We start from the raw sequence: 21030 nt of genomic DNA on the forward strand, positions 1-21030 counted from the left end.
ATCCACCGAACGTCAAACAACCACGACCCCTGTCAGAAAACAGACCAGCCAATCCGCGAACTCAGCAACTCCAACGCCGCCATGCCGGCGAGTGAATTCCCGGCAGCATTCAGTTCCGGCGACCACACGCACACGGTGAATTGGCCGGGCACGATCGCGACGATTCCGCCCCCTACCCCGCTCTTGCCCGGCAATCCCACGCGGTAGGCGAAATTGCCGGCTTCGTCATATAGCCCGCTGGTGGCCATGATCGAGTTCACTTGTTGGGTCTGGCGCGGCGTGAGGATCTGCTCACCGCTGTGTTTGCAGAACCCGTTGTTCGCCAGAAAGCAGAACGCCCGGGCCAGATCCAGGCAGCTCATCTTCAGCGCGCAGCAGCTGAAATAACTGCGCAGCACGGTTTCGACTTCGTTATGGAAATTGCCGAATGACTGCATCAGGTAGGCCATGGCGGCGTTGCGTGCGCGGAATTGATATTCGGAATCCGCCACGCGGGCATCGATCAACACCTGGGGATTGCCCGACAGCCGCCGTACGAAATCGCGCATGGACAAGGTCGGCGCAGCGAACCGCGACTGGTTGATGTCGCAGATCACCAAAGCCCCGGCATTGATAAAAGGGTTACGCGGGCGTCCGCGCTCGAACTCAAGCTGCACCAGCGAGTTGAACGGCTGACCCGACGGCTCATGGCCCAGGCGCTCCCAAATGGCTTCGCCAGAATGACCGATCGCCTGAACCAGGCTGAACACCTTGGAAATGCTCTGCACCGAGAACGGCTCCAGGGCATCGCCCGCGCAATAATAGGTGCCATCGTTGCCATAAACGGCAATGCCCAATTGCTGCGCCGGCACGTCAGCCAGCGCGGGAATGTAATCAGCCACCTTGCCCTGGCCGATCAAGGGACGCACTTCGTCGAGAATCTCGTTCAACAGCGTTTGCATGGAGGGTCCTGGCGTTGATCCCCTGACGGCAGCAGGGGTTAGGGTTCATGACGAATGCTGGAGGGGCGGGATCACACAATTGGGCAGGATTTTGGTTTTTTTGTGGCGGGTGGGTTGGCGCTTTCATGTTGGCAGCCGTTGGTTGACCGAGCGCTTTTGCGGGACTGTCGTTTTTCTGAAATTGGCCCTGCCATCAGATACGAGTGTCGGGACTGAATGCATGCCGCAGCGCCGCGATGGTTTGATCGATGGACGGGCCTTCCATCGGCGGAGGATCAGGGCGCTCACAGAATTCTCGCCATACGAAGAGGGTCAGTTCCGCGCCGTCGGTTTGGTTGGAGCAGAAAGGTAGCGAGCCGAAGGTTTGCAGCGATCTGTAACGTTCGTCTTTCCAGAACAACGCCTCGACCCATGAGTAGATCGGGATGAAATGGAAGTGAATGGAATGGCCCGCGTCATGGCCGAAACGGCCGATGTAGAGGCGTTTGGGGAGCAGGTGGGTTTCGATGGCTTGCTGGATTTGGGCCTGCAATACACCGAGCTCGGCCAGCGCTTCGTTGGGTAAGGTTGTCAGTGAATTGGTTAACTGCCTGGCGCTGAGCATCAGGTAGCCTGGGAGGTGGCTGTCCTTGCGGTGGTTGATCAGCCAGTGGGTGGTTTCGTGAATGACGAGATTAGGGGATATGTGCATGAGGCGGTCCTTTACGCTGATGACAGCTGAGTAACGGTCAAGACGGATGCCGCCCGGCCTGCTGGGCTTCCTTCATCGCTTCACCAGCGATCTGGCCAGCTCGGGCCACTCATCCAGTATCGCATCACGAACTCGCAGTCCTGCGGGCATCGGCTGCGCGTGGTCATCTTGAGCTAGACGGGCGAAAACCAGGGATTGTTCGCCCTTCGTTGCCCAACCGACGAACCATCCGTATCCATGAGCCTCATCGCTTGTGCCGTCTCCCATCCGAGGAAATGCTGTGCCTGTTTTACCGTGAACGTCCCAACCGTCTGGCCGCAAGGCGATTTGCGAAATCCGACTCGTCATATCGAACGCATGGGGGCTCACGGGTAGTTGACGGTTCACCAGCCTCTTCAGAAAAGTGATCTGTTTGCGAGGAGAGATTTTCAACGAGGAGCTGATCCAGGCACGATCAAGGCCGTTGTTTTTCCCCGGATCACCCGTCAGGTCGGTATTTCCGTAATCGAATGACTCGGCATATCGCTTGACCTTAGCCTCTCCAAGCGCATGCGTAACGCGTTGAGAGAACCACACCACGGAATATTGAAACCACCGCGCTGCATCGGTCGGCTCCCGCCATGCAGCTCCGCCCCAGTCAGGATCACCGGGACGGTACGGCAAAGTAGGAGAATGCTCGTTTTGCAGAAAAGCTGCGTCAAAGCCCATCAGGCTAATGGCGATCTTGAACGTTGAGGCGGGGGTGACTCGACTTCGGCAATCACCCTCTTCCAGCAGGACCTCACCGTTTTTAGCATCGGCGACAAGGGTGCAAATAGTCCCGGCCAGTGCTGCCGGGACATTGAACCCCAGAATCAGTAAACCTAACGCAACGCGGCGCATAAACATGAATCCTATTCCTTTAGACGGTGATGCAGGAGTCTCTCCCGCGTGGGGAATACGACTCCGCAGTTCGAGCAGACTCTCTCCGAGCCGCTTATCCAATATCAGCTTTTCTCAGGCCTGTTCGACGGTTCGCTCACAGCTGACCGGATCAAGTGCAAGGTAAGCGAAATTCCCTACTCTGCGCATCAAAATCGAATCCAAGGCATTTGGTTGCACAGACGACTCCTTTGGGGGCGGCAGCAACCCTTCACCCGCACTTAACCGATGCCGGGACTCACCCCTCTTCAGGTCCCGCCCCACTCCTGCGGTCATGCAAACGGCAGTGGCCCGCGGAATGTGCCGATTGGCACCCAGTGGGTAATCAGACCCGTATCCACCTTCCAGTGATGCAGGAGTAACGCCGGCGGCTCCACATACGACGCCTCTTCTGCCTCTGGATCCAGGGCCAACCCGATGGCCGTCGTTGTGCTGGGGGCAGTGCACAGGACTGTGCCGCCAAAACGTAATTGCATCGAGCGGTGAATGTGTCCGCACACCACACGTTCGATCGCCGGATAGCGCTGCACCACCTCGCGCAGTCGCTCCGAGTTCCGGCAGGCATACGTGTCGATATAGGGAATGCCACTGAGGAACGGTGGCTGGTGCAGCATGATCAGAGTCGGACGCGCCGGCTCCTGGGCCAGTGCCGCATCGAGCCAGGCCCCAGCCGCCTCGGTCATGTCGCCGTGATGTTCCTGCGGTACGGTCACATCCACGCCAATGATACGTACCGGCCCGAGGTCATCGGCGACGAAGTGCCACGGGCCTGCCGTCGAAGAGAGATACGGCAGAGAAAAGGCAGAGCCCATTAATGTTGGGTCATCATGATTGCCAGGAATCATCAGCAACGGCGGCTCGATCCCGGCCAGCAATGTACGCGCCATTGCGTACTCTTGCGGTAGCCCCTCATCCACCAAGTCGCCGGTGATGATCACGACATCGGGTCGCGGCACGAGCCTGTTCAGGTGTGCAATGGCCTGCTCGCACATCGTGTTCGAATCAACCAGCCCCTGATAAAGCATGCCTTGCGGCCTGATATGCAGATCGGAAAGGTGGGCAATCAGCACGGGACATTCTCCCTAAAGGACGCAGTGATCGATGTCGGGTGAAGGTAGCATGCCTGAGCTGCGATAGACGGCGTCAGCGTCCATGCGGCATGGCAGAGCGCCGAGATCTTGGAGGCCGGAACGGGCGATTGGTTGTTGAACCGGCCCAGGCTCGAACAGCCAGTCGCCGAAGCAAAATCATCCAGGCGGGATTCCGGCACATAACTTGCCCTTCTCGTATTCCTCGCCTGGCTGGAAGTCCCATGCTGCACTCCCATCTCACCACCCTCAATGCTGTCTCACTGGTCCTGAGCACGTTCAAGGCGCAAGGCTGGTCCGCCGAGGCGCTGCTGGCCGGCAGTGGCATATGCGCAGCGGACTTGAACCGTGCCGACACGCGCATCGCCACGCATCAGGAGATGCAGGTGTGCGCCAACGCCGTGGCTCTGCAGCGCGATATCGGCCTGATCGTGGGGCGGCGTATGCATGTCTCATCCTACGGCATGCTGGGCTATGCCCTGCTTACCAGTGCCACTTTCGGTGACGCGCTACGTCTGGCTCTGCGTTATCCCGCGCTGCTGGGAACACTGTTCGAGCTGAGTCTGGAGGAAGACGGCGAACGGATCTGGTTCACTGCGGGCGATTACCGCGAGAATCCGGCACTGACCGCCTTCAATGTCGAGCTGTGCCTGGGGTCGCTAAAGGTCATTTGCGACGACCTGCTCGGCCACTCACTGCCCTTGCTGGGCGCTCGCTTTGAGCATGATGCGCCGGACTATCAGACTCGCTACGCCGAATGTTTCGACTGTCCGTTGCAATTCCAGTCCACCGTCAATGCATTTGCTTTTGATAAACGCTGGCTCGACCAGCCTTTACCGCTGGCTGATGCGGTAACACACCAGGCCATGACCGAGCGCTGCCGAAAACAGAACACTGAGTTCACCGGGCGCGAGGCCTGGCTGGGGCGAATCCGGCTATTGCTGGCTGCACAACTGCATGCCGCACCTGGGCTGGACGGGCTGGCCCGACAGATGAACTGCTCGGCGCGCACCTTGCGTCGACACTTGCACGACCTGGGCTGCAGCTATCAGGAACTGCTCGACGAACTTCGTTTCGAACGCGCCAAGCAACTGCTGGCCGAAGACCGGTGGCCCATCTACCGGATCGCCGAGGCTCTGGGCTTCAGCGAGACCGCAAGTTTTCGGCACGCCTTTGTGCGCTGGAGTGGCGTGGCGCCGAGCCAATTTCGCGCATGACGCCTCATTGAGGGGCGAATTACGGACAGAGAATCTGGCCATATTTATCCCCTTTTGGCCGCACTTACCGTTCTCATAAGCCGCGCCCAGGGCAAGACTGTATTGACCGATACAGCCTGCGGAGAACGACCAATGCTGACCATCTACTCGGATGATCACCACCTGCACCACGGCCGCTGTGAGCTGATGGACGGGCAGTTGATGCCCTGCTTCGAAATGCCCTCACGCGCCGATCATGTATTACAACGGGTCAGGGACCGCCAACTTGGCGAGGTACAGGCGCCGCAGGACTTTGGCCTGGAACCGCTGCAACGCGTTCATAGCCGGGAGTACCTGGATTTCTTCAAGGGTGCCTGGGCGCGCTGGACCGAATTTGGTCAGGACGGCGACCTCTTGCCCTACACCTGGCCCGCCCGCACCCTGCGCCGCGTGTTACCCGAAAGCCTGCATGGTCAACTCGGTTATTACAGCTTCGACGGCGGAGCGCCAATCACCGCCGGCACGTGGCAGGCAGCCTACTCGGCGGCGCAGGTTGCGCTTAGCGCCCAACAGGCGATTCAGCAAGGTGCCCACAGTGCTTTTGCCTTGTGCCGTCCACCGGGACACCACGCAGCTGGCGACTTGATGGGCGGTTATTGCTACCTCAACAATGCCGCAATTGCCGCCCAGGCCTTTCTTGATCAAGACCACAAAAAGGTCGCGATTCTGGATGTGGACTATCACCACGGCAACGGCACCCAGTCGATTTTCTATGCGCGCAGCGACGTGCTGTTTACCTCGATCCACGGCCACCCGGAAGCGGAGTTTCCGTTTTTCCTGGGCTATGCCGACGAGTCCGGTGAAGGCGCCGGTGCCGGCTTTAACTTCAACTACCCTCTGCCGGCCGGTTCCGGCTGGGAGACCTGGAGCGCGGCGCTTGAGCAAGCCTGCACAGAAATTGATCGTTATGGCGCCGACATCATCGTCGTCTCCCTGGGCGTGGATACATTCAAGGACGATCCGATCTCGACATTCAAACTCGACAGCGAGGATTATCTGGCGATGGGCGCACGCATCTCCCGCTTGGGTAAACCTACGCTGTTCGTGATGGAAGGCGGCTACGCGGTGGAAGAAATCGGCATCAATGCCGTCAACGTTCTCGAAGGTTTTGAAGGGGCTGCCCAATGAACATGTTCAAGTCACTTATCCTCTGCACTGCCGTTATCAGCGGCATGGCTCATGCCGAAGAGAAAACCCTGCGGGTCTACAACTGGTTCGACTACATCACCCCCAAGGCGCTGGAGGACTTCAAGGCGCACAATCCCAGCCTTAAATTGGTGTACGACATCTTCGACACTAATGAAGCGTTGGAAGCCAAGCTGCTCACCGGCAACTCAGGGTATGACGTGGTAGTGCCATCCAACGTGTTCCTGGCCAAGCAGATCGAAGCCGGAATATTCCAGCCGCTGGACCGCAGCCAATTGCCGAACTGGAACCACCTCGATCCCAAGCTGATGAAGCTGATCGAGGCCAACGATCCGGGCAATAAATTCGCCGTGCCTTACATGTACGGCACCATCCTGATCGGCTTCAACCCGGACAAAGTCAAGGCCGCCCTGGGTGCCGATGCGCCAGTGGACAGCTGGGACCTGATTTTCAAGGAAGAAAACATCAGCAAGCTCAAGTCCTGCGGTGTAGCGCTGCTGGACTCGCCCTCCGAAATCCTGCCCCTGGCCCTGCAGCACTTGGGCATCGACCCCAACAGCAGCAACCCCAAGGACTATGTGAGGGCCGAAGCGCTGCTGATGAAAATCCGCCCCTATATCACCTACTTCCATTCCTCCAAATACATGGCGGATATCGCCAACGGTGACATCTGCGTCGCGGTCGGTTACTCCGGCAGCTTTTCCCAAGCCGCCAACCGCGCTAAAGAGGCCAATAACGGCGTGACCGTAGACATGCGTCTGCCCAAGGAAGGCGCACCCATCTGGTTTGACATGCTCGCCATTCCCAAGGGTGCCAAGAACTCACAAGACGCCTACACATTCATCAACTACCTGCTGCAGCCGCAGGTGATTGCGCCAATCAGCGATTTTGTCGGCTACCCCAATCCCAACAAAGACGCTACCGAACAGGTTGATCCGGCGATTCGCAACAACCCCAACCTTTACCCCACCGAGGCCGCGATGGCCACGCTCTATACGCTCAAGCCTCTGGGTCGTGACGCCGAACGCGCCCGCACGCGGGCTTGGACCAAGATCAAGTCAGGCACTTGATACGTTGCAGTTATACGTAGCGGGGCGAACTGGATGACCAAGCTTTCATCTACGGTAAAGCGTGGTATGCGCTTTCACGGTGTCCGCAGTGGTCGGTTTACCGTGGGAAATGGTCAGCTTTGGAAAAGAGCCCATTGATTAGCGATCTTGGGTCGAGAACGGTCAGGGGCGCTGTGGGAGCGGAGGCGCTAAAAGGGCCAGGGCACGCGAACAGAACCCCTCAGTAAGCAGTAGATCGCCGATTGTCTTGGGGCTTGAAAAAGCCGGCTTTCTTGAGTACTGAGCTTACCTTCCAGGCAGACACATCGATACGCCCAACGCATGCCCTTGTATGAAAGCGTTTTACTGGTTTTGCAGTCCAGAGAGACCTTATGAAGCCCCACTGCTAACCGGAAGCTACTAGCCTGGTGCGGCCCCCCTTTTCCACATCATCTAGGCTAGCGGTCTCGTATCCAGTGTCGCCTTGCGCATGCCTAAATATCAGCTCGCTTCCCAGTCAAACCTACACTCAAAGCCATTGCCAGCCCTTTTTGCCAGGTACTGAATAGTATCGACTAAAGGGCTGAACAAGGCTCGTGGCGATCAGAACCGATAGGTTTCAGATAGCTGAACCGTTCTCGGCGGACTTGGCATCAGCGTGTAGTCAAACGTCGCAGCGGTGCCTCCTGTGTAGTACGTACGGTCGAAGAGGTTGAAAACGTTCATTTGCGTCGTCCAGGCTCCAACCTTGTATGAGGCCATTACATCTGTTCGGACATAGCTTGAAAGCTTGAACGTGTTGGGCAGCGTTGCTTCGCGAGAGCCTACATAGTAAATACCGCCGCCCACCTGCAGACCTTCGACTGACTTTAACTGGTAGGCCGTCCACAGGTTGGCACTGTGGCGCGGTGCATTGCTCAAAACATCCCCCACAGGGTAGTTGCTATCACTGCGTACCTTCGCAACGGTGTAGGTGTAGCTCGCAGCAGTTTTCCATCGTGGGGTGATGTTGCCAGTAATATCCAGCTCTACGCCCTGACTTCGCTGTTTGCCGGTTAACACCTGGAGCAAGGGGTTGTCCGGGTCTGTGGTCAGGATATGGTTACGATCAAGATTGAACACCGCCAGATTGGCATCAAGGCGGTCCTTGATCAGCTCGTGCTTGAGCCCCACCTCGAACTGCTCCGCAACCTCAGCTTCATAGGTGACGTTGCTGCCGCTGTGACCGACATTCGGTGAATGGCTGAGGCTCCAATCCGCGAAATACGACGTGCTGTCAGTGGCCTGCCATACGACTCCCACACGCGGAGACAAGGTCGATTGTTGTCCTTGAGCCGGGTCACCACCCGACTCCCTGGCGCGGTTGACGAATCGGTCTGCACGTAACGCGGCCTGGAGCTTGATCGTCGGTGTCAGCTCGATGAGGTCCTGTACGTACGCACCGTAGTCCTTCCCTTGAGATTCGTGGCCATTTAGCGAACCGGCCGGCGTCAAACCTGAAAAGTAATCCGGATTGCTCAGATCAAGCGTCATCGCAGACACCTGTGAACCCGAGCTTGAAATCTTCTGGAGGCTGTAGTCGGTGCCTATCAACAACTGGTGTTTGATGTCCCCAGTGATGATGTCGCCTACCAGCTCCGCACGCGTCCCGAGCTGTCGAGAAGACTCATTTGCGTTGCTGTAAACAGAGTAGTCGAGCAAATTATCCGTCGTCGTTGTGCTGTTAGGGAATGACTGGGTCGAACGCTGCCGTGCATACGAATACTGACCTGCCAGACGCAACTTCCAAGTGTCAGATAGCTGATGCTCGAACAGCAGAGTTTCAGAGAGGGTGTCGTTTTTCCCGTAGTCGCCGTCAATGCCGGCGTACCGACTCCTGCTGAGTCCGTAGTATCGGGTTTTCGACAGTTCGCGGTAGTTAGCCACTGCGGGAACGCCGAAGTCGAATCCATCTCGGTTGAGATGGTTATACTCACTTAACAGCGTCAAAGAAGTTCCGTCGTGGTTATCCCAGGTTATCGCAGGCGCAAATGACCAGGAGTGGTCACGGGTGTCGTCGCGGAAAGACGAATCATGTTCGGCGGACGCGTTGACACGCACGCTCAGGTCTTCATTCAAAACTCGGTTAACGTCCAGGGTGGAACGCGCCAAGTCGTGGCTCCCTGCTGTGCCGGTCACTTCTCCAAAGTCACTCCACTCAGGTCGTTTCGAGACGGTATTGATGTAGCCACCAATCGCACCGATGCCCCCGTATAACGCACCAGCGGGCCCCTTGAATATTTCGACTTGATCAATGTTTTGCACGTCGCGGAAGGCGTAATAGCCGTAGTTCCGAAAACCATCGCGCAGGCCATTGCTTTCACTAAAGCCCCGGATGTTAAAGAAGGTTCCACCGTTCCCACCGTAGTTGGCCTCCGCATGGACACCGCTGACGGTTTCAGCCACCTGATCGATTCGGGTAACGCCTCGGTCCTTCAGCAGTTCATTGGGTACGACCTGAATGGACGCGGGATACTCCTTGAGTGGCGTATCTGTTCGGATGCTGCTAACCGACGTCTGGGTTACGTAGTTAGAGATGGGAGTGTCCACGACGAGGGTACTTGGCAGATCGACAGTAGGTGGTGCCGGGTTCGGCACTACCGGATCGTTGGATGTCGTGGCTGGTTCTTTCCTTGCCTGAGCGGGTGATGGCTCGGCACCGATTTCCGCGTTGCCGTTTGAAGCCAAGGCAAGCCCTGGCGAGCACGAGATTGCTGCAAGGTAAACGACATAAGGGAGCGGGCGAATAGGCCAACGGTTGAATGTACTGTTCATGGTCAGTTTCTTTAGAGTAGGCAGCAACGAATGGCACAGGCCTCAGGGCCAGCACTTCAGGATTTCGACAGTTTCCCTATGCACCATGCGCAGAAGCGCTTTTAGCTCATGTTAGAGCCAAGCGCTTAGTGATGGTTATAGGGGCAACAGGCTACTCAAGGCGCGCGAGGATGCAGACTCAGTAATAACGCTGTGGGATGGGTCGGTAGCGTTAGGCGGTGCGGAATTGGGCGCATCGGTCGGCGCCTAAGCAGCCAGCCCAGCACGGCGAACAGAATGAGGCCCAACGGCAGTGACGCTGCGAAAAAGCAGTCGCTGAAAGGAGAATCCATGCCTGGCATGGGTGGCATAGGCTGATTCGCGGATGCCGTGTTCAAGTGGTGATGAGCGTGATCCATTACCATCGCATGTCCGGCGGACATTACTTGGCTAGATTGGGACGCCACAATGGGCGCAAACATCTTCTGCAACATCTGCCCGTGCCCAATGCTGCATGCCATGCCATTAAGTAGCACGAGGATCAGCAAGGCTGGAGCTAGATACTTGAGATAAGAGCGGGTCCCGTCCATGGCGGCGAAAGGTATCACTGCCTCGGGAGTAAGGCCAATGAGAAACTGTCTTTGCAGTAGCTCATCTTTTGAGCGAGGCAGTATACCGTCAGGATAAATAACCGATTACATCCTAGGCCAAGGCGATTGTCCTCCGGCTAGCATCCTGACCATGGCTACATTTAGAGACGGATCGTGACGCTAGAGCAATCCTGGTCGGGACTCTGCGAGCTGAAAGAGACAATCCCCACGCTCGACTCTGCCAATCGCCCGCTTGCACACTACCTGGCCGGTCCCCTCAAAGACTACGACCTCTGGCTCACGCAGCGGCTCGTCCGGGAAATGAATCAGCGCAGCAGCTTGCCCGACCTTCACTTCATCGCCAAGTTCGACCAGGGGCTCCCAAATTCCTCGGTGCCGCGCGTAAGCGTAGTGGGTGAGTCGATCGATGCGCATGAGCACGGCCTCGGCAGGCGGCTTGGTTGGCACCAGCGACCCGTTCAAGACGCCGGTATACCCCATCAGATGCAGTAATCCTTGTTGACCCTGTTGCAGCAACGCTTTGCTCACGTTGCCTGCTCCACCCAATTCAGTAAGAAAGCAGATCGCACCTTGCCTACGTGCCGCTGCGGTGATGTTGACCGGGTTCGGAGAGTAGAGATAAGCCCGCGGCAACCCAAACGCCTTCAACAGGCCGACTACGCGCTCTTCTTCCTCTCTGTCTCGCGGCTCCAAGCCCATCATGTTCGCGCCGTTGTATTGCAAGGATGAACCGCCAGAGTGCAGATCAACCAGGTAGTCCGCCCGTTGGAGAAGTACGTGTTCCACAAAATGTGCGATCACTTGGGTGGGCGTTCCGGCCAAATCACCTGGGTAAAGCCGATTGAGATTCCCATCATCCAGGGGGGAAGTGCGCAACCCTGCATCTGCCGCTGGGTAGTTGAGCATTGGCAGGATAATGACCTGCCCGGTAATCATTTCCGGCTCGATCATTCGGATCAGGTTACTGGCGATGATCTGGCCTTCATATTCATCCCCGTGACTGCCGGCAGTCACGATGAACACGGGGCCATCACCCCGTTTGATCGACGCAATCGGGATCGGAATCCAGCCGTAAGCAGAACGATGGACCGAGTGAGGCAAGCGCAGATAACCAAAATGCTTACCGGGCGCGTCTAAATCGATATCGCTTTTAATTGTGTGCAGCATGTTTGCCAGCCTTCATTCGTGATGCATAGACGCCTACCAATCGGCGTTTGCTTTAGCCATGTTGCCGACCACGTCGTAGTCGGCGCCCAGATAGCGTTTGCCGATAGCCTGCAAACTCCCATCGGAGATCATTGAGGCGATCGCGCCGTTGATCGCGATGCGAAGAGCGTCGTCGCCCTTTGGGACAATGATTGCCCCAAGCGAATAGGTGACAGGTTCTCCCACCGGTTTGATTGGCAGGTTGCCCGCGACACGCGTTTTCTCCCCAACGAAATACGAGGCAATCACCGAGTCCAGCCGCCCGGTTGCGAGATCGGTGAACAGCAATCCACCACCTTCATATGCCCTCACATCAGACTGCGTGAGCTTGCGGTGCGCCCACAACTCGTTGGATGTGCCTGAGCTGACGCCAACACTCCTGCCCGCGAGGCTTTGCGCGTCGTGAATATCGGTGTTTAGGTCATTCACCCAGATACGAAAATCCTGAACGCTGTAGGCATTGGTGAAGTCCACCAGTCGGGCACGATCGGGGGTGTTGGCCATGCCGCTGACGACTAGGTCGTATTTATGCGTTTTGAGGCTTTCCACAAAGTTGGCAAACTTGTCTGCGACGAACTCCACGTGGGCAACGCCAATGCGTTTGAAGATCTCCCTGGACACTGCGACGTCATAGCCGTCAGGCTGGTTCTGATCGTCTAGATAGCTCCAAGGCCGGCTGGTAAAAGTTGTCGCAACCTGTGCGGTGCCGGCCGCCTTGATGCGCGCCAAGGCATCAGGCGCTGATTCCGCATGAGCATTGGAGGTGCTCAACAGTAAGCAACACAATAGGCCTGTGAGAAGGTGTAACCGAGATTTGCTTAAAGGTGTCATCGTCTGGCTCCAGATGAAGTTGGCGATCAATACCGGCGCAGGAACTGCTGAATGCGCTCACCGCTTTCCCCACCGAAGAACGCATCAGTGGAGCAATCCTTGATCACCACACCGTTTTCCATGAACACCACGCGGTCTGCCGCTTCCCGGGCAAAGCGCAGTTCGTGAGTCACCACAAGCATGGTCATACCTGTGTTGGCCAACTCGCGCATGACGCCGAGCACTTCGTCACGCAGCTCGGGATCCAGTGCTGAAGTCGGCTCGTCGAAGAAGATCACCTCAGGGTCCATGGATAGCCCTCGCGCGATCGCGACACGCTGCTTCTGGCCACCTGAAAGCTTGGCCGGATAACTGTCGGCTTTGTCAGCGAGACCGACTTGATCCAACAAATGGCGCCCTCGCTCAAGCGCCTGTGCCCGTGGGACCTTCTTCACGCTGAGGAGCCCCTCGATGACGTTTTCAAGCGCCGTCATGTGCGGGAAAAGGTTGAAGGACTGGAAGACCATGGCGGTCTTTTGCCTAAGCAGCGCCACTTGCTTGCGCGTTGCCCGGTCGAACCGCCCATTGCGTGGAATTTCGACCCGGTGACCACACACCTCCAACACGCCGGCGTCTGGTTTTTCCAGGAGGTTCAAAGAGCGCAGAAGCGTCGTCTTGCCCGACCCCGAAGGCCCTAGAATAACAACGACCTGGCCGGCCTGTACCTCCAGATCAATATTTTTGAGTACGGCAAGATCACCGAAGGACTTGCTCAGGCCAGTAACACGTACAGTGCTTGCATTCATCGCATGTGCCTCGTCCAGCGGCCTTCCAGCCAGGTTTGCAGGATGGTCAACACCTGGTTGATCACCCAGTACATCGCACCCACCATCAAGAACATTTCCATGTAACGGAACGTGGAGGCACCTAATTGCTCAGCGACGCGGGTCAACTCCATTACGGTGATCGTCGAGGCCAGTGAGGTGTCCTTGATCAACGCAATGAGTCGGCTTCCCATGGTCGGCAGTGCTATCCGAAACGCCTGCGGGATGATGATGCGGCGAAGGCAGGTCCAGTACCCCATGCTCATTGAGTTAGCCGCTTCCCACTGGCCGCTGTCGACCGCGCTAATGCCTGCACGGAAGGTTTCACTCAGGTATGCCGCCGAAAATAGCGTAAGTGCCAGGAGCGCAGAGGGTATCGGCGTCATGACGATGCCGTAGTGCGGCAGCCCGAAGTAAATCAGGAGTATCTGTACCAACAACGGTGTGCCGCGAAAGAGCGAGACATAGCTGAAGGCAAGCACACGGAACAAACGCACCGGGGAGATTCGCATCAGGGCAATCATCAGCCCGATGCCGGTACCCAATACAAACGCGCCCAGCCCAAGCCCTAGCGTCACAACGATCGCCTTTTGCAACAAAGGCAATGCGCGTAGAAATAGATCCCACATCACCTATTCCTCGTTCAGTTCGGCGAGGGCGGCCTTGATGCCGTTAGTCATGTGGTAATCAGGCCCGATCCACTCTTTGGCCACAGCGTCCACTGTGCCGTCCTCGACCATTGACTCAATGGCTTTACTGACGGCGTCACGCAAGCTGTCTTTACCCTTGGCCAGTGCCGGAGCTGAAAGCTGATACGTCAGCGGCTCACCTACTGCTTTTATCGGAAGGTTATTAACCTTTCTGTATTTCTCACCGCCGAACAAAGAGGACAACACGGCATCCACGCGCCCGATGGCGAGGTCATTAAATACCAGACCACCGTTTTCGTAGGCCCGGATGTCGGACGTGGTCATGTGCTTGCGTGCCCAGGACTCATTGCTGGTTCCTGACGTTACCCCGATGGAGTGCGCTGGCATGTCCTTGATGCTGTGAATGTCCTCATTATCGTTGCGAACGAAAATGTAGAACTCTTCAACGCCATAAGGACTCGCAAAATCTACCTGCTTCCTGCGTTCGTCAGTGGGTGTGAGGTCGTTCATCACCATATCGTACTTGTCCGCCTTCAATCCCTCGACGAAGCTTTTGAAGCTGTCGGCTATGAACTCAACTTTGGCAACGCCAATGCGCTTAGCGACTTCCTTGGCGATTGCTACGTCGTACCCTGCCGGCTGATTGTCCTGCCCCAGATAACTCCAGGGAGGGCTTGCCTGCGTATTGGCGACGCGGATAACGCCACGCTCACGCAGGTTCTGCAGGGAGTCCTCAGCGACCGCAGCCGAGCCGATGCCCAGTGACAACACCATTGCGATCGCGAAACGAATGCCGTTCTGTTTCATTTTTGTCCATCCTCATTTGAGTGTGCGGCCTCAATGGGCGCGCGGGAGTAACGGCAGAAAAAACTTGTGTCGCCGCCGCGTCTAAAGCGCAGCGTGCTGTGTGGAGTCAGCGCACTCGGGCGTACGCATCCAGGGCACTGGCCAGATCGGCAATCAGCATCGCCTCATCCTCAAGGCCGATCGAGATACGCACGACAGGTTGATCTGTTGGCGAGAATTCCCGCGCCTGTTGCTGCGACGCCGGATAGTAGGCAATCAGACTATGCGTACCGCCCCAGCTCGCCCCGATGGGAAAGAGTTGCAAGGCATTGAAGAACGCGCCGAATGCACTTTCATCGGTAGCGGGCTCCAGGATGATCGAAAGCAGACAGCCACTACCCTCGAACTGCCTTTTCCAAAGGTCATGACCAGGATCGCTTTCCAGAGCGGGAAAGAGCACTTGTCGTACTAACGGTTGAGCCTCCAGCCAACGCGCGACCACAAGTGCTTTTCGACTTTGCTCACGCAGCCGAAGCTCAAAAGTCTGGAGCCCCCGCTGGACCAGGAAGCAATCTTCGGGGCTGGTCGCCTGACCGAAAATGCTTTGAGTTTCGCGAAGCGTGGCGTAGTGGTCCGGGTCGTTGAGACTGACGGTTCCCATCAGAAGATCGGAGTGTCCGCCGAAATACTTCGTGGCCGCCTGGACGACGAAGTCGACGCCGTGCTCGACAGCTTTGAAGTACAGGGGGCTGGCCCATGTGTTATCCATCATGGTCAGCACTCCGTGCCTTTTGGCGATGGCGGTAATAGCGCCGATGTCCTGCATCTCCATGGTGACGGTGCCGGGCGCTTCCATGCAGATCATGCGAGTATTCGGCCGGATCAACGGCTCGATCCCAGCGTCGATAGTCGGCGGATAGAACTCGACCTCCACACCAAACTGGGCCAACCATTGGCGACCAAACGTCTTGAGTGAGCCGTAACAGGAATCAGAAATAAGCAGGTGGTCGCCAGCTCGGACAAAGCCCATGACTGTCGTAATGAGCGCGGAAGCCCCGGTCGGCATGATCACGCAATGGCGTGCCCCTTCAAGCTCTGCGACTTGACGCTCAAGGGCGCGGGAAGTCGGCGTACCTGTAATGCCATAGCTGTAGCCATCTGGCTGACGGCTTTTACGACTCACGAAATCTTCGAAAGAGTCGAATACCACAGTGGAACCTCGCCACACACTTGGCGAGAGGCTGGCATAAGGGCTGCCGGCAGGGTCTACGAATTTCATCTGAATGCGCCTTGTTGGGTCACTAACACTGAAGCACATTGTTCAATAGACCTACCAAGGCGGCTACACGTAGAATTATTAACTCAATAAGCAAAGATTATAGGCTGCACAGATGAGCATCCGCGAGATCGAAGTGTTCCGGGTCGTCATGAACGCAGGCAGTACCAGCAAAGCCGCCAATATGCTCGGAATATCGCAGCCCGCTGTCAGCCAGGCGATTCGCAAACTGGAGACCTCAGCCGGGCTGGCTTTTTTTCATCGGATTCGCGGTCGTCTGGTACCCACACAGGAAGCTCACGCGTTGATGGTGGATGTGGACAGACTCTTCATCGGAATGGACGCCATCGAGCATCGGATCAAGAGCCTCAAGCAATTCGGCACCGATCGCCTGGCCATTGCCGTCCATCCCGCACTCGGCAATGCGTTCATGCCCAGGGCCCTTTCCTCTTTCGATCTGGCAGCGCGAGACATGAGGGTTTCATTACGGGTGCTGAGCTCAAGGGAGGTTCATCAAGACGTATCGTCCGGCCAATGCGATTTTGGCCTGATGGCAGATGAGATGCCTGTGGCAGGGCTTGAACATTCGTCTTTTCTGGATTCGCCAGGCGTTATGGCAATGCCACCCCATCACCCACTTGCCAGGCTGTCAGTGATCACCCCGCAGGACATAGGCGATCATGACTTCATCGCGCTCAACCCAGAAGACAGTAGCCGTCGGCGATTGGAGGCAGCGCTAGCTCCTTACGGTGTCACGCCGAATATCAGGATTGAGACGCCCTATGCCCACACAGTCTGCGAGATGGCAATGCGTGGCATCGGCTTTGGCTTCGCTAACCCGGTCGCGGTTGTGGATTACATTGACCGTGGCCTGGTCATTCGGCCGTTCTCCCTTAAGGTTAACTTCACCAGCTTACTGTTGTTCCGCCCGGGGAAGCCTTTGGCGGACAACGCACGAAGATTGATCTCTGCGTTGCGGATTCAATTGAGCAAAGACTTGAAGCTGGTGGAGAATCATATGCAAATGTGAGTCTTCTAATCAGGCCGCCGAGGGCTCCGATCGGACTGTCCTCTGCCAGACGCCGGCCGGTATGGATGGCGCATGCTGCTCTCATCAAAACAGCCGTCGACTTCGACCCGCGCAGGGTTAAACTGAGACGGCTCAACACTATCGTAAAGACGGAAGCCGGTGAAATTCCGCGCGGTCGCGCCACTGTAACCAGTTAGCTGGGAGCCAGACCTGTCTTTGCCGATCTTCATCTTCACCAATGGGACGCATTTTCCCGAGGTAGGCTCATGTTCTCCAAATGGCGTAACGTCATCCGCAATGCCAATCCCGAAACACGTCGTAAGCTGATCAGTACCTATGCGTTGTTACTGGCCATTAATGTGTTCGCCTGGATGTGGGCATTCATCGCTTTCCGGGATCACCCCGTGTTGCTCGGTACCGCTCTGCTCGCCTATGGCTTTGGGCTGCGCCATGCCGTGGATGCTGATCACATCGCAGCTATCGACAACGTCACGCGCAAGCTGATGCAGGAAGGACAGCGCCCAGCCATGGTCGGGTTCTTCTTCTCCATGGGCCATTCCGCAGTGGTTGTGATCGCCTCGCTGCTAGTGGCGCTGACAACGTCGGCCCTGAGCGATCGCTTCGAGGGCTTTAAAGAAATCGGCGGAGTCATCGGCACTTCTGTATCAGCCACCTTCCTACTGCTCATCGCGCTCATGAACCTGATCATACTGCGCTCGATCTACAAGGCCTGGAAGAACGTCCGCGCCGGAGGCAAGTACAACGATGACGATTTTGACCTACTACTGGCCAACCGCGGCTTCCTGGCACGCCTGTTCCGTCCGCTGTTTCGCGTCATCACTCGCAGCTGGCACATGTTTCCACTGGGCTTTCTGTTCGGACTGGGCTTCGATACTGCCTCGGAAATTGCGCTGCTGGGTATTTCGGCATCACAGGCCGCACAAGGCATGTCGCCGTGGTCGATCATGGTCTTTCCGATCTTGTTCAGCGCAGGCATGTCACTGGTTGATACCCTCGACGGGCACCTCATGCTTGGCGCCTATGGCTGGGCCTATCTGAAGCCCATGCGTAAGATCTACTACAACATGACCATCACCCTGGTGTCCGTCGTAGTCGCGGTACTGATCAGCGGCGTGGAGGGGCTTGGGTTATTAGCGGACAAGTTGTCCCTGCAGGGGCCTTTCTGGGACTTGGTCGGCGACATGAACGATCACTTTGGCATGCTGGGTTATCTGATCATCGCTGTTTTCGTATTGAGCTGGCTGGCGTCGGTGGCTTTGTATCGATTCAAAGGCTTTGATCGAATGGAACTGACCCGAAGTTGAGACGATAGAGCCGACGTGTGCATGCCTGGATGTGTGGCTGCAAAGCTTGGCGGGCATGCGGATGGGAACCCCATGGCTGTTCATGATCTTGCCAGGCAGATCGACTGCGCGCGTTCTGCAAGGCACTGCGTCGTTTTGACAGGTCGTAAACGTGTGCTTAGGCCATGCGAGAGATGCTAAATTACCCGCCATGAATTTTTTCCGAACCCACTGCTCGGCCATTGCCTGGATACTTTATGCAGTTGTCCTGTTCAATGGTCTTGCGTGCAGTGTCGGCCACGGCCGGATGATGTCGGCTTCTGCCGGTGATGCAGCGGGCCCAGCCTCCCCTGCTGCCCACAGCATGTCGGATATGCATGGTGGGCATCACAAGATGCCTATGTCCATGGACGGTGCTTCAGTAAAGAAGGATCGGTCAGACAGTATGAAGATGCAGTCGGCAGACTGTTCATTCGCCGGGACACTCACGCTGGCGATGATCTTTTTCGTGGCGCTGAGCTGGCTGATCCGTACCCGCAGTCCGCGTTTCGTGTTGCCCGACCTCTGTATAAGCAAAAGATCACGCCACACCCTCCCAGGACTCAACCCACAGGCCCCTTAGCGGCTGTCGTGGAAGTGTGAGCATCGCTCGCACGAATAACCAATTCTGAATTTATAGTCTTCCGGGATGTGATCCCGGTCGGACACGTTTACACGTTGGTGAGTCCTTATGTCCGTATCATCTTCACGCACGGAGCCCCAATCGTCCGGGGCATTTGTCGCCTTTCTGAAAAGGCTCCACTTTTACATCGGTGTATTTGTCGGTCCGTTCATGCTGGTCGCGGCTTTGAGCGGGATCGTCTATGCGTTAACCCCTCAGATCGAAGATTCGCTCTACGCACATGCCCTCCACACAGACAGCCGTGGCCCTGTTCTGAGCCTGCAGGATCAGATTCAACACGCCCAGGCATCGGCAGGTCCAGGTCTAAGCATTGCAGCGGTACGCCCTGCCCCCAGGCAAGGGGATACCACTCGGGTCATGTTCAGCGATCCGGGTTTTGGCCCGTCAGAGCACCGGGCGCTGTTCGTAGATCCGGTGAGTGGCGAGATTCGCGGAGACATGAAGGTTTACGGTACCAGCGGTGTACTGCCGCTGCGCACCTGGATCGATCAGCTCCATCGAGGTCTTTTGCTTGGGGATATCGGCAGGATCTACAGCGAGTTGGCCGCCTCGTGGTTGTGGGTGGCGGCACTCGGCGGCCTGACACTGTGGGCAGTTCGCCGTCGTAGGCAAAGTCGCGAGCGCGGCAATGTGCGCCGCTGGCATTCCACTACCGGCGTATGGCTGCTGTTGGGGCTGCTGTTCTTCTCGGCCACCGGGCTGACGTGGTCGCAGTACGCCGGCGATAACATTGGCGTTTTGCGTGCCTACTACGGCTGGTCAACGCCTAGCGTCGCAACTTCACTGGGCAAGTCGGGGGCAACGCCGATGCAGATGCCCATGGACGAGCACGCCGAGCATCATATGCACATGGCGGCTTCGGCACAGGCATTCGTGCTGGACCCTGCCTTGTTCGACCGAGTTTTGGCCAGAGCGCGCGTCGAGCATATCGATGCTGCCAAGGTTGAAATCAGGCCTTCCGCGAGCAATGACAAAGCTTGGGTAGTCAGCGAGATAGACCGCAGCTGGCCCACGCACGTGGATGCTGTGTCGATCAACCCGCAAACGCTGGACGTAGTCGACCACGTCAGGTTTTCGGAATACTCGTTGCCCGCCAAACTCACCCGGTGGGGCATTGATGCACACATGGGCGTGTTGTTTGGTCTGGTCAATCAATGGGTGCTGGTGGTCTTCGCCAGTGGCCTGGCTGCCATGGTTGTCATGGGTTATGTGATGTGGTGGCGACGTCGCCCAACGCTCTCATTGGCGCGAAAGCAGCAGGCAACGCTCTTGAATCTCTGGCGCTCATTGAGTCCGGGAGTGCGCTGGACGACGATCCTGACAGCCCTGCTGATTGGCTTTGCGCTGCCCGTACTGGGCGTCAGTCTCCTGGGCTTCATCGTTCTGGATGCACTCCTGGGTTACCGGCGAGCCGCCAGACGCTTTGTCGAAAGCAAGGCGTAATCTTCAGGTGCGCGGCTAATGGGTAACAGGCGTCTGATCGGAGCATGGTTGAGTCTGTTCGCCATGCTGATGATCTTCGTCGGTCCGCTGATCAGTCAGGGAATCAGCCTTGCCCACGGTAAAAGCCAGCCGGTGCAGATGATGGCTGGCATGGAGTGCCACGACATGCCTGGCATGAGCCAGATGTCTCTCCATGCTGCTGCCGAGAAAAAACATGCGCTGATCGTCTGGGAGAAGTGTGGGTATTGCTCGCTGCTGTTCCAGCATCCCGCGCTTGCCGAATCCAACCTGCCAGTCTTGCGGCTGAATGTCCCATCCCCGCATTATCGTTCTAATCACTTCACCACCCAGCTAACGACTGCGCCGGTATTTCCCGGTGCGCGAAGCAGGGCACCACCGGCTTGGCCGCTGAACGTCACCTCTACTTTTTGCTGAGCGCGAATCGCTGATTCTGCGTCGATGGGCTGTTGTGCTCGTTGATGGAATGCGGACCTGCGCGCTCGGCCAGCCTCTGACTTTCATC

The 21030-nt window shown here is 57.1% G+C and carries 19 protein-coding genes and 1 riboswitch; of the genes, 8 read left to right on the plus strand and 11 right to left on the minus strand.

The window, feature by feature from the left end:
- Nucleotides 1-32: 32 nt before the first annotated feature.
- The 4 genes from glsB to QWI18_RS09745 form a co-directional block, all read right to left on the minus strand.
- Complete coding sequence (gene glsB, locus QWI18_RS09730; RefSeq protein ID WP_065986527.1) at nt 33-941, minus strand: glutaminase B; 909 nt, start codon at nt 939-941, stop codon at nt 33-35.
- A 193-nt stretch (nt 942-1134) separates the two neighbouring features.
- Complete coding sequence (locus QWI18_RS09735) at nt 1135-1632, minus strand: HIT family protein (protein ID WP_369318732.1); 498 nt, start codon at nt 1630-1632, stop codon at nt 1135-1137.
- A gap of 72 nt (nt 1633-1704) precedes the next feature.
- Complete coding sequence (gene blaOXA, locus QWI18_RS09740) at nt 1705-2520, minus strand: class D beta-lactamase (RefSeq protein ID WP_369318733.1); 816 nt, start codon at nt 2518-2520, stop codon at nt 1705-1707.
- Between the two features lie 305 nt (nt 2521-2825).
- Nucleotides 2826-3623 carry a phosphodiesterase gene (locus QWI18_RS09745; RefSeq protein WP_369318734.1) on the minus strand — a complete coding sequence of 266 codons (798 nt, stop codon included), beginning with the start codon at nt 3621-3623 and terminating at the stop codon, nt 2826-2828.
- A gap of 242 nt (nt 3624-3865) precedes the next feature.
- Between QWI18_RS09745 and QWI18_RS09750 the strand changes: the two genes are divergently transcribed.
- From QWI18_RS09750 to QWI18_RS09760, 3 genes are all read left to right on the plus strand, one after another.
- Nucleotides 3866-4858, plus strand: coding sequence for an AraC family transcriptional regulator (locus tag QWI18_RS09750; protein WP_369318735.1), 993 nt, complete (start codon nt 3866-3868; stop codon nt 4856-4858).
- Nucleotides 4859-4990: 132 nt separating this feature from the next.
- Nucleotides 4991-6025 carry a histone deacetylase family protein gene (locus QWI18_RS09755; protein WP_192134739.1) on the plus strand — a complete coding sequence of 345 codons (1035 nt, stop codon included), beginning with the start codon at nt 4991-4993 and terminating at the stop codon, nt 6023-6025.
- On the plus strand, nt 6022-7113 hold the full coding sequence (locus tag QWI18_RS09760; RefSeq protein ID WP_369318736.1) for a polyamine ABC transporter substrate-binding protein: 1092 nt from the start codon (nt 6022-6024) through the stop codon (nt 7111-7113). Before QWI18_RS09755 ends, QWI18_RS09760 begins: the two co-directional genes overlap by 4 nt.
- Before the next feature lie 582 nt (nt 7114-7695).
- Here the strand turns inward: QWI18_RS09760 and QWI18_RS09765 are convergent.
- The 7 genes from QWI18_RS09765 to metC form a co-directional block, all read right to left on the minus strand.
- The gene (locus tag QWI18_RS09765) at nt 7696-9906 is read right to left on the minus strand and encodes a TonB-dependent receptor (protein ID WP_369318737.1); all 2211 of its coding nucleotides are present in this window, start codon (nt 9904-9906) and stop codon (nt 7696-7698) included.
- 749 nt (nt 9907-10655) lie between these two features.
- The gene (locus QWI18_RS09770) at nt 10656-11663 is read right to left on the minus strand and encodes a succinylglutamate desuccinylase/aspartoacylase family protein (RefSeq protein WP_369318738.1); all 1008 of its coding nucleotides are present in this window, start codon (nt 11661-11663) and stop codon (nt 10656-10658) included.
- 33 nt (nt 11664-11696) lie between these two features.
- Nucleotides 11697-12473 carry a transporter substrate-binding domain-containing protein gene (locus QWI18_RS09775; protein ID WP_369318739.1) on the minus strand — a complete coding sequence of 259 codons (777 nt, stop codon included), beginning with the start codon at nt 12471-12473 and terminating at the stop codon, nt 11697-11699.
- 86 nt (nt 12474-12559) lie between these two features.
- Nucleotides 12560-13318, minus strand: a complete 759-nt coding sequence (locus QWI18_RS09780) for an amino acid ABC transporter ATP-binding protein (protein ID WP_369318740.1) — start codon at nt 13316-13318, stop codon at nt 12560-12562.
- Complete coding sequence (locus tag QWI18_RS09785) at nt 13315-13965, minus strand: amino acid ABC transporter permease (protein WP_369318741.1); 651 nt, start codon at nt 13963-13965, stop codon at nt 13315-13317. The genes QWI18_RS09780 and QWI18_RS09785 overlap by 4 nt, the downstream gene beginning before the upstream one ends.
- Nucleotides 13966-13968: 3 nt before the next feature.
- A complete protein-coding gene (locus tag QWI18_RS09790) occupies nt 13969-14793 on the minus strand; it encodes a transporter substrate-binding domain-containing protein (RefSeq protein ID WP_369318742.1) in 825 nt (274 codons plus the stop codon).
- A 106-nt stretch (nt 14794-14899) separates the two neighbouring features.
- A complete protein-coding gene (metC, locus tag QWI18_RS09795; protein WP_369318743.1) occupies nt 14900-16051 on the minus strand; it encodes a cystathionine beta-lyase in 1152 nt (383 codons plus the stop codon).
- A 112-nt stretch (nt 16052-16163) separates the two neighbouring features.
- Between metC and QWI18_RS09800 the strand changes: the two genes are divergently transcribed.
- The 5 genes from QWI18_RS09800 (at nt 16164) to QWI18_RS09820 (ending at nt 20942) form a co-directional block, all read left to right on the plus strand.
- Complete coding sequence (locus QWI18_RS09800) at nt 16164-17078, plus strand: LysR substrate-binding domain-containing protein (protein ID WP_369318744.1); 915 nt, start codon at nt 16164-16166, stop codon at nt 17076-17078.
- A gap of 111 nt (nt 17079-17189) precedes the next feature.
- Nucleotides 17190-17311: riboswitch (cobalamin riboswitch) on the plus strand.
- 33 nt (nt 17312-17344) lie between these two features.
- On the plus strand, nt 17345-18403 hold the full coding sequence (locus QWI18_RS09805; RefSeq protein WP_369318745.1) for a HoxN/HupN/NixA family nickel/cobalt transporter: 1059 nt from the start codon (nt 17345-17347) through the stop codon (nt 18401-18403).
- 190 nt (nt 18404-18593) lie between these two features.
- Complete coding sequence (locus QWI18_RS09810; protein ID WP_369318746.1) at nt 18594-19004, plus strand: DUF2946 family protein; 411 nt, start codon at nt 18594-18596, stop codon at nt 19002-19004.
- Nucleotides 19005-19112: 108 nt separating this feature from the next.
- On the plus strand, nt 19113-20507 hold the full coding sequence (locus QWI18_RS09815; protein WP_369318747.1) for a PepSY-associated TM helix domain-containing protein: 1395 nt from the start codon (nt 19113-19115) through the stop codon (nt 20505-20507).
- A gap of 48 nt (nt 20508-20555) precedes the next feature.
- The gene (locus QWI18_RS09820; protein WP_369318748.1) at nt 20556-20942 is read left to right on the plus strand and encodes a DUF2946 domain-containing protein; all 387 of its coding nucleotides are present in this window, start codon (nt 20556-20558) and stop codon (nt 20940-20942) included.
- The last annotated feature ends 88 nt before the right edge of the window (nt 20943-21030 follow it).

The sequence above is a fragment of the Pseudomonas sp. W2Oct36 genome, from assembly GCF_041060465.1.
Taxonomy (GTDB): Bacteria; Pseudomonadota; Gammaproteobacteria; order Pseudomonadales; family Pseudomonadaceae; genus Aquipseudomonas; species Aquipseudomonas graminis_B.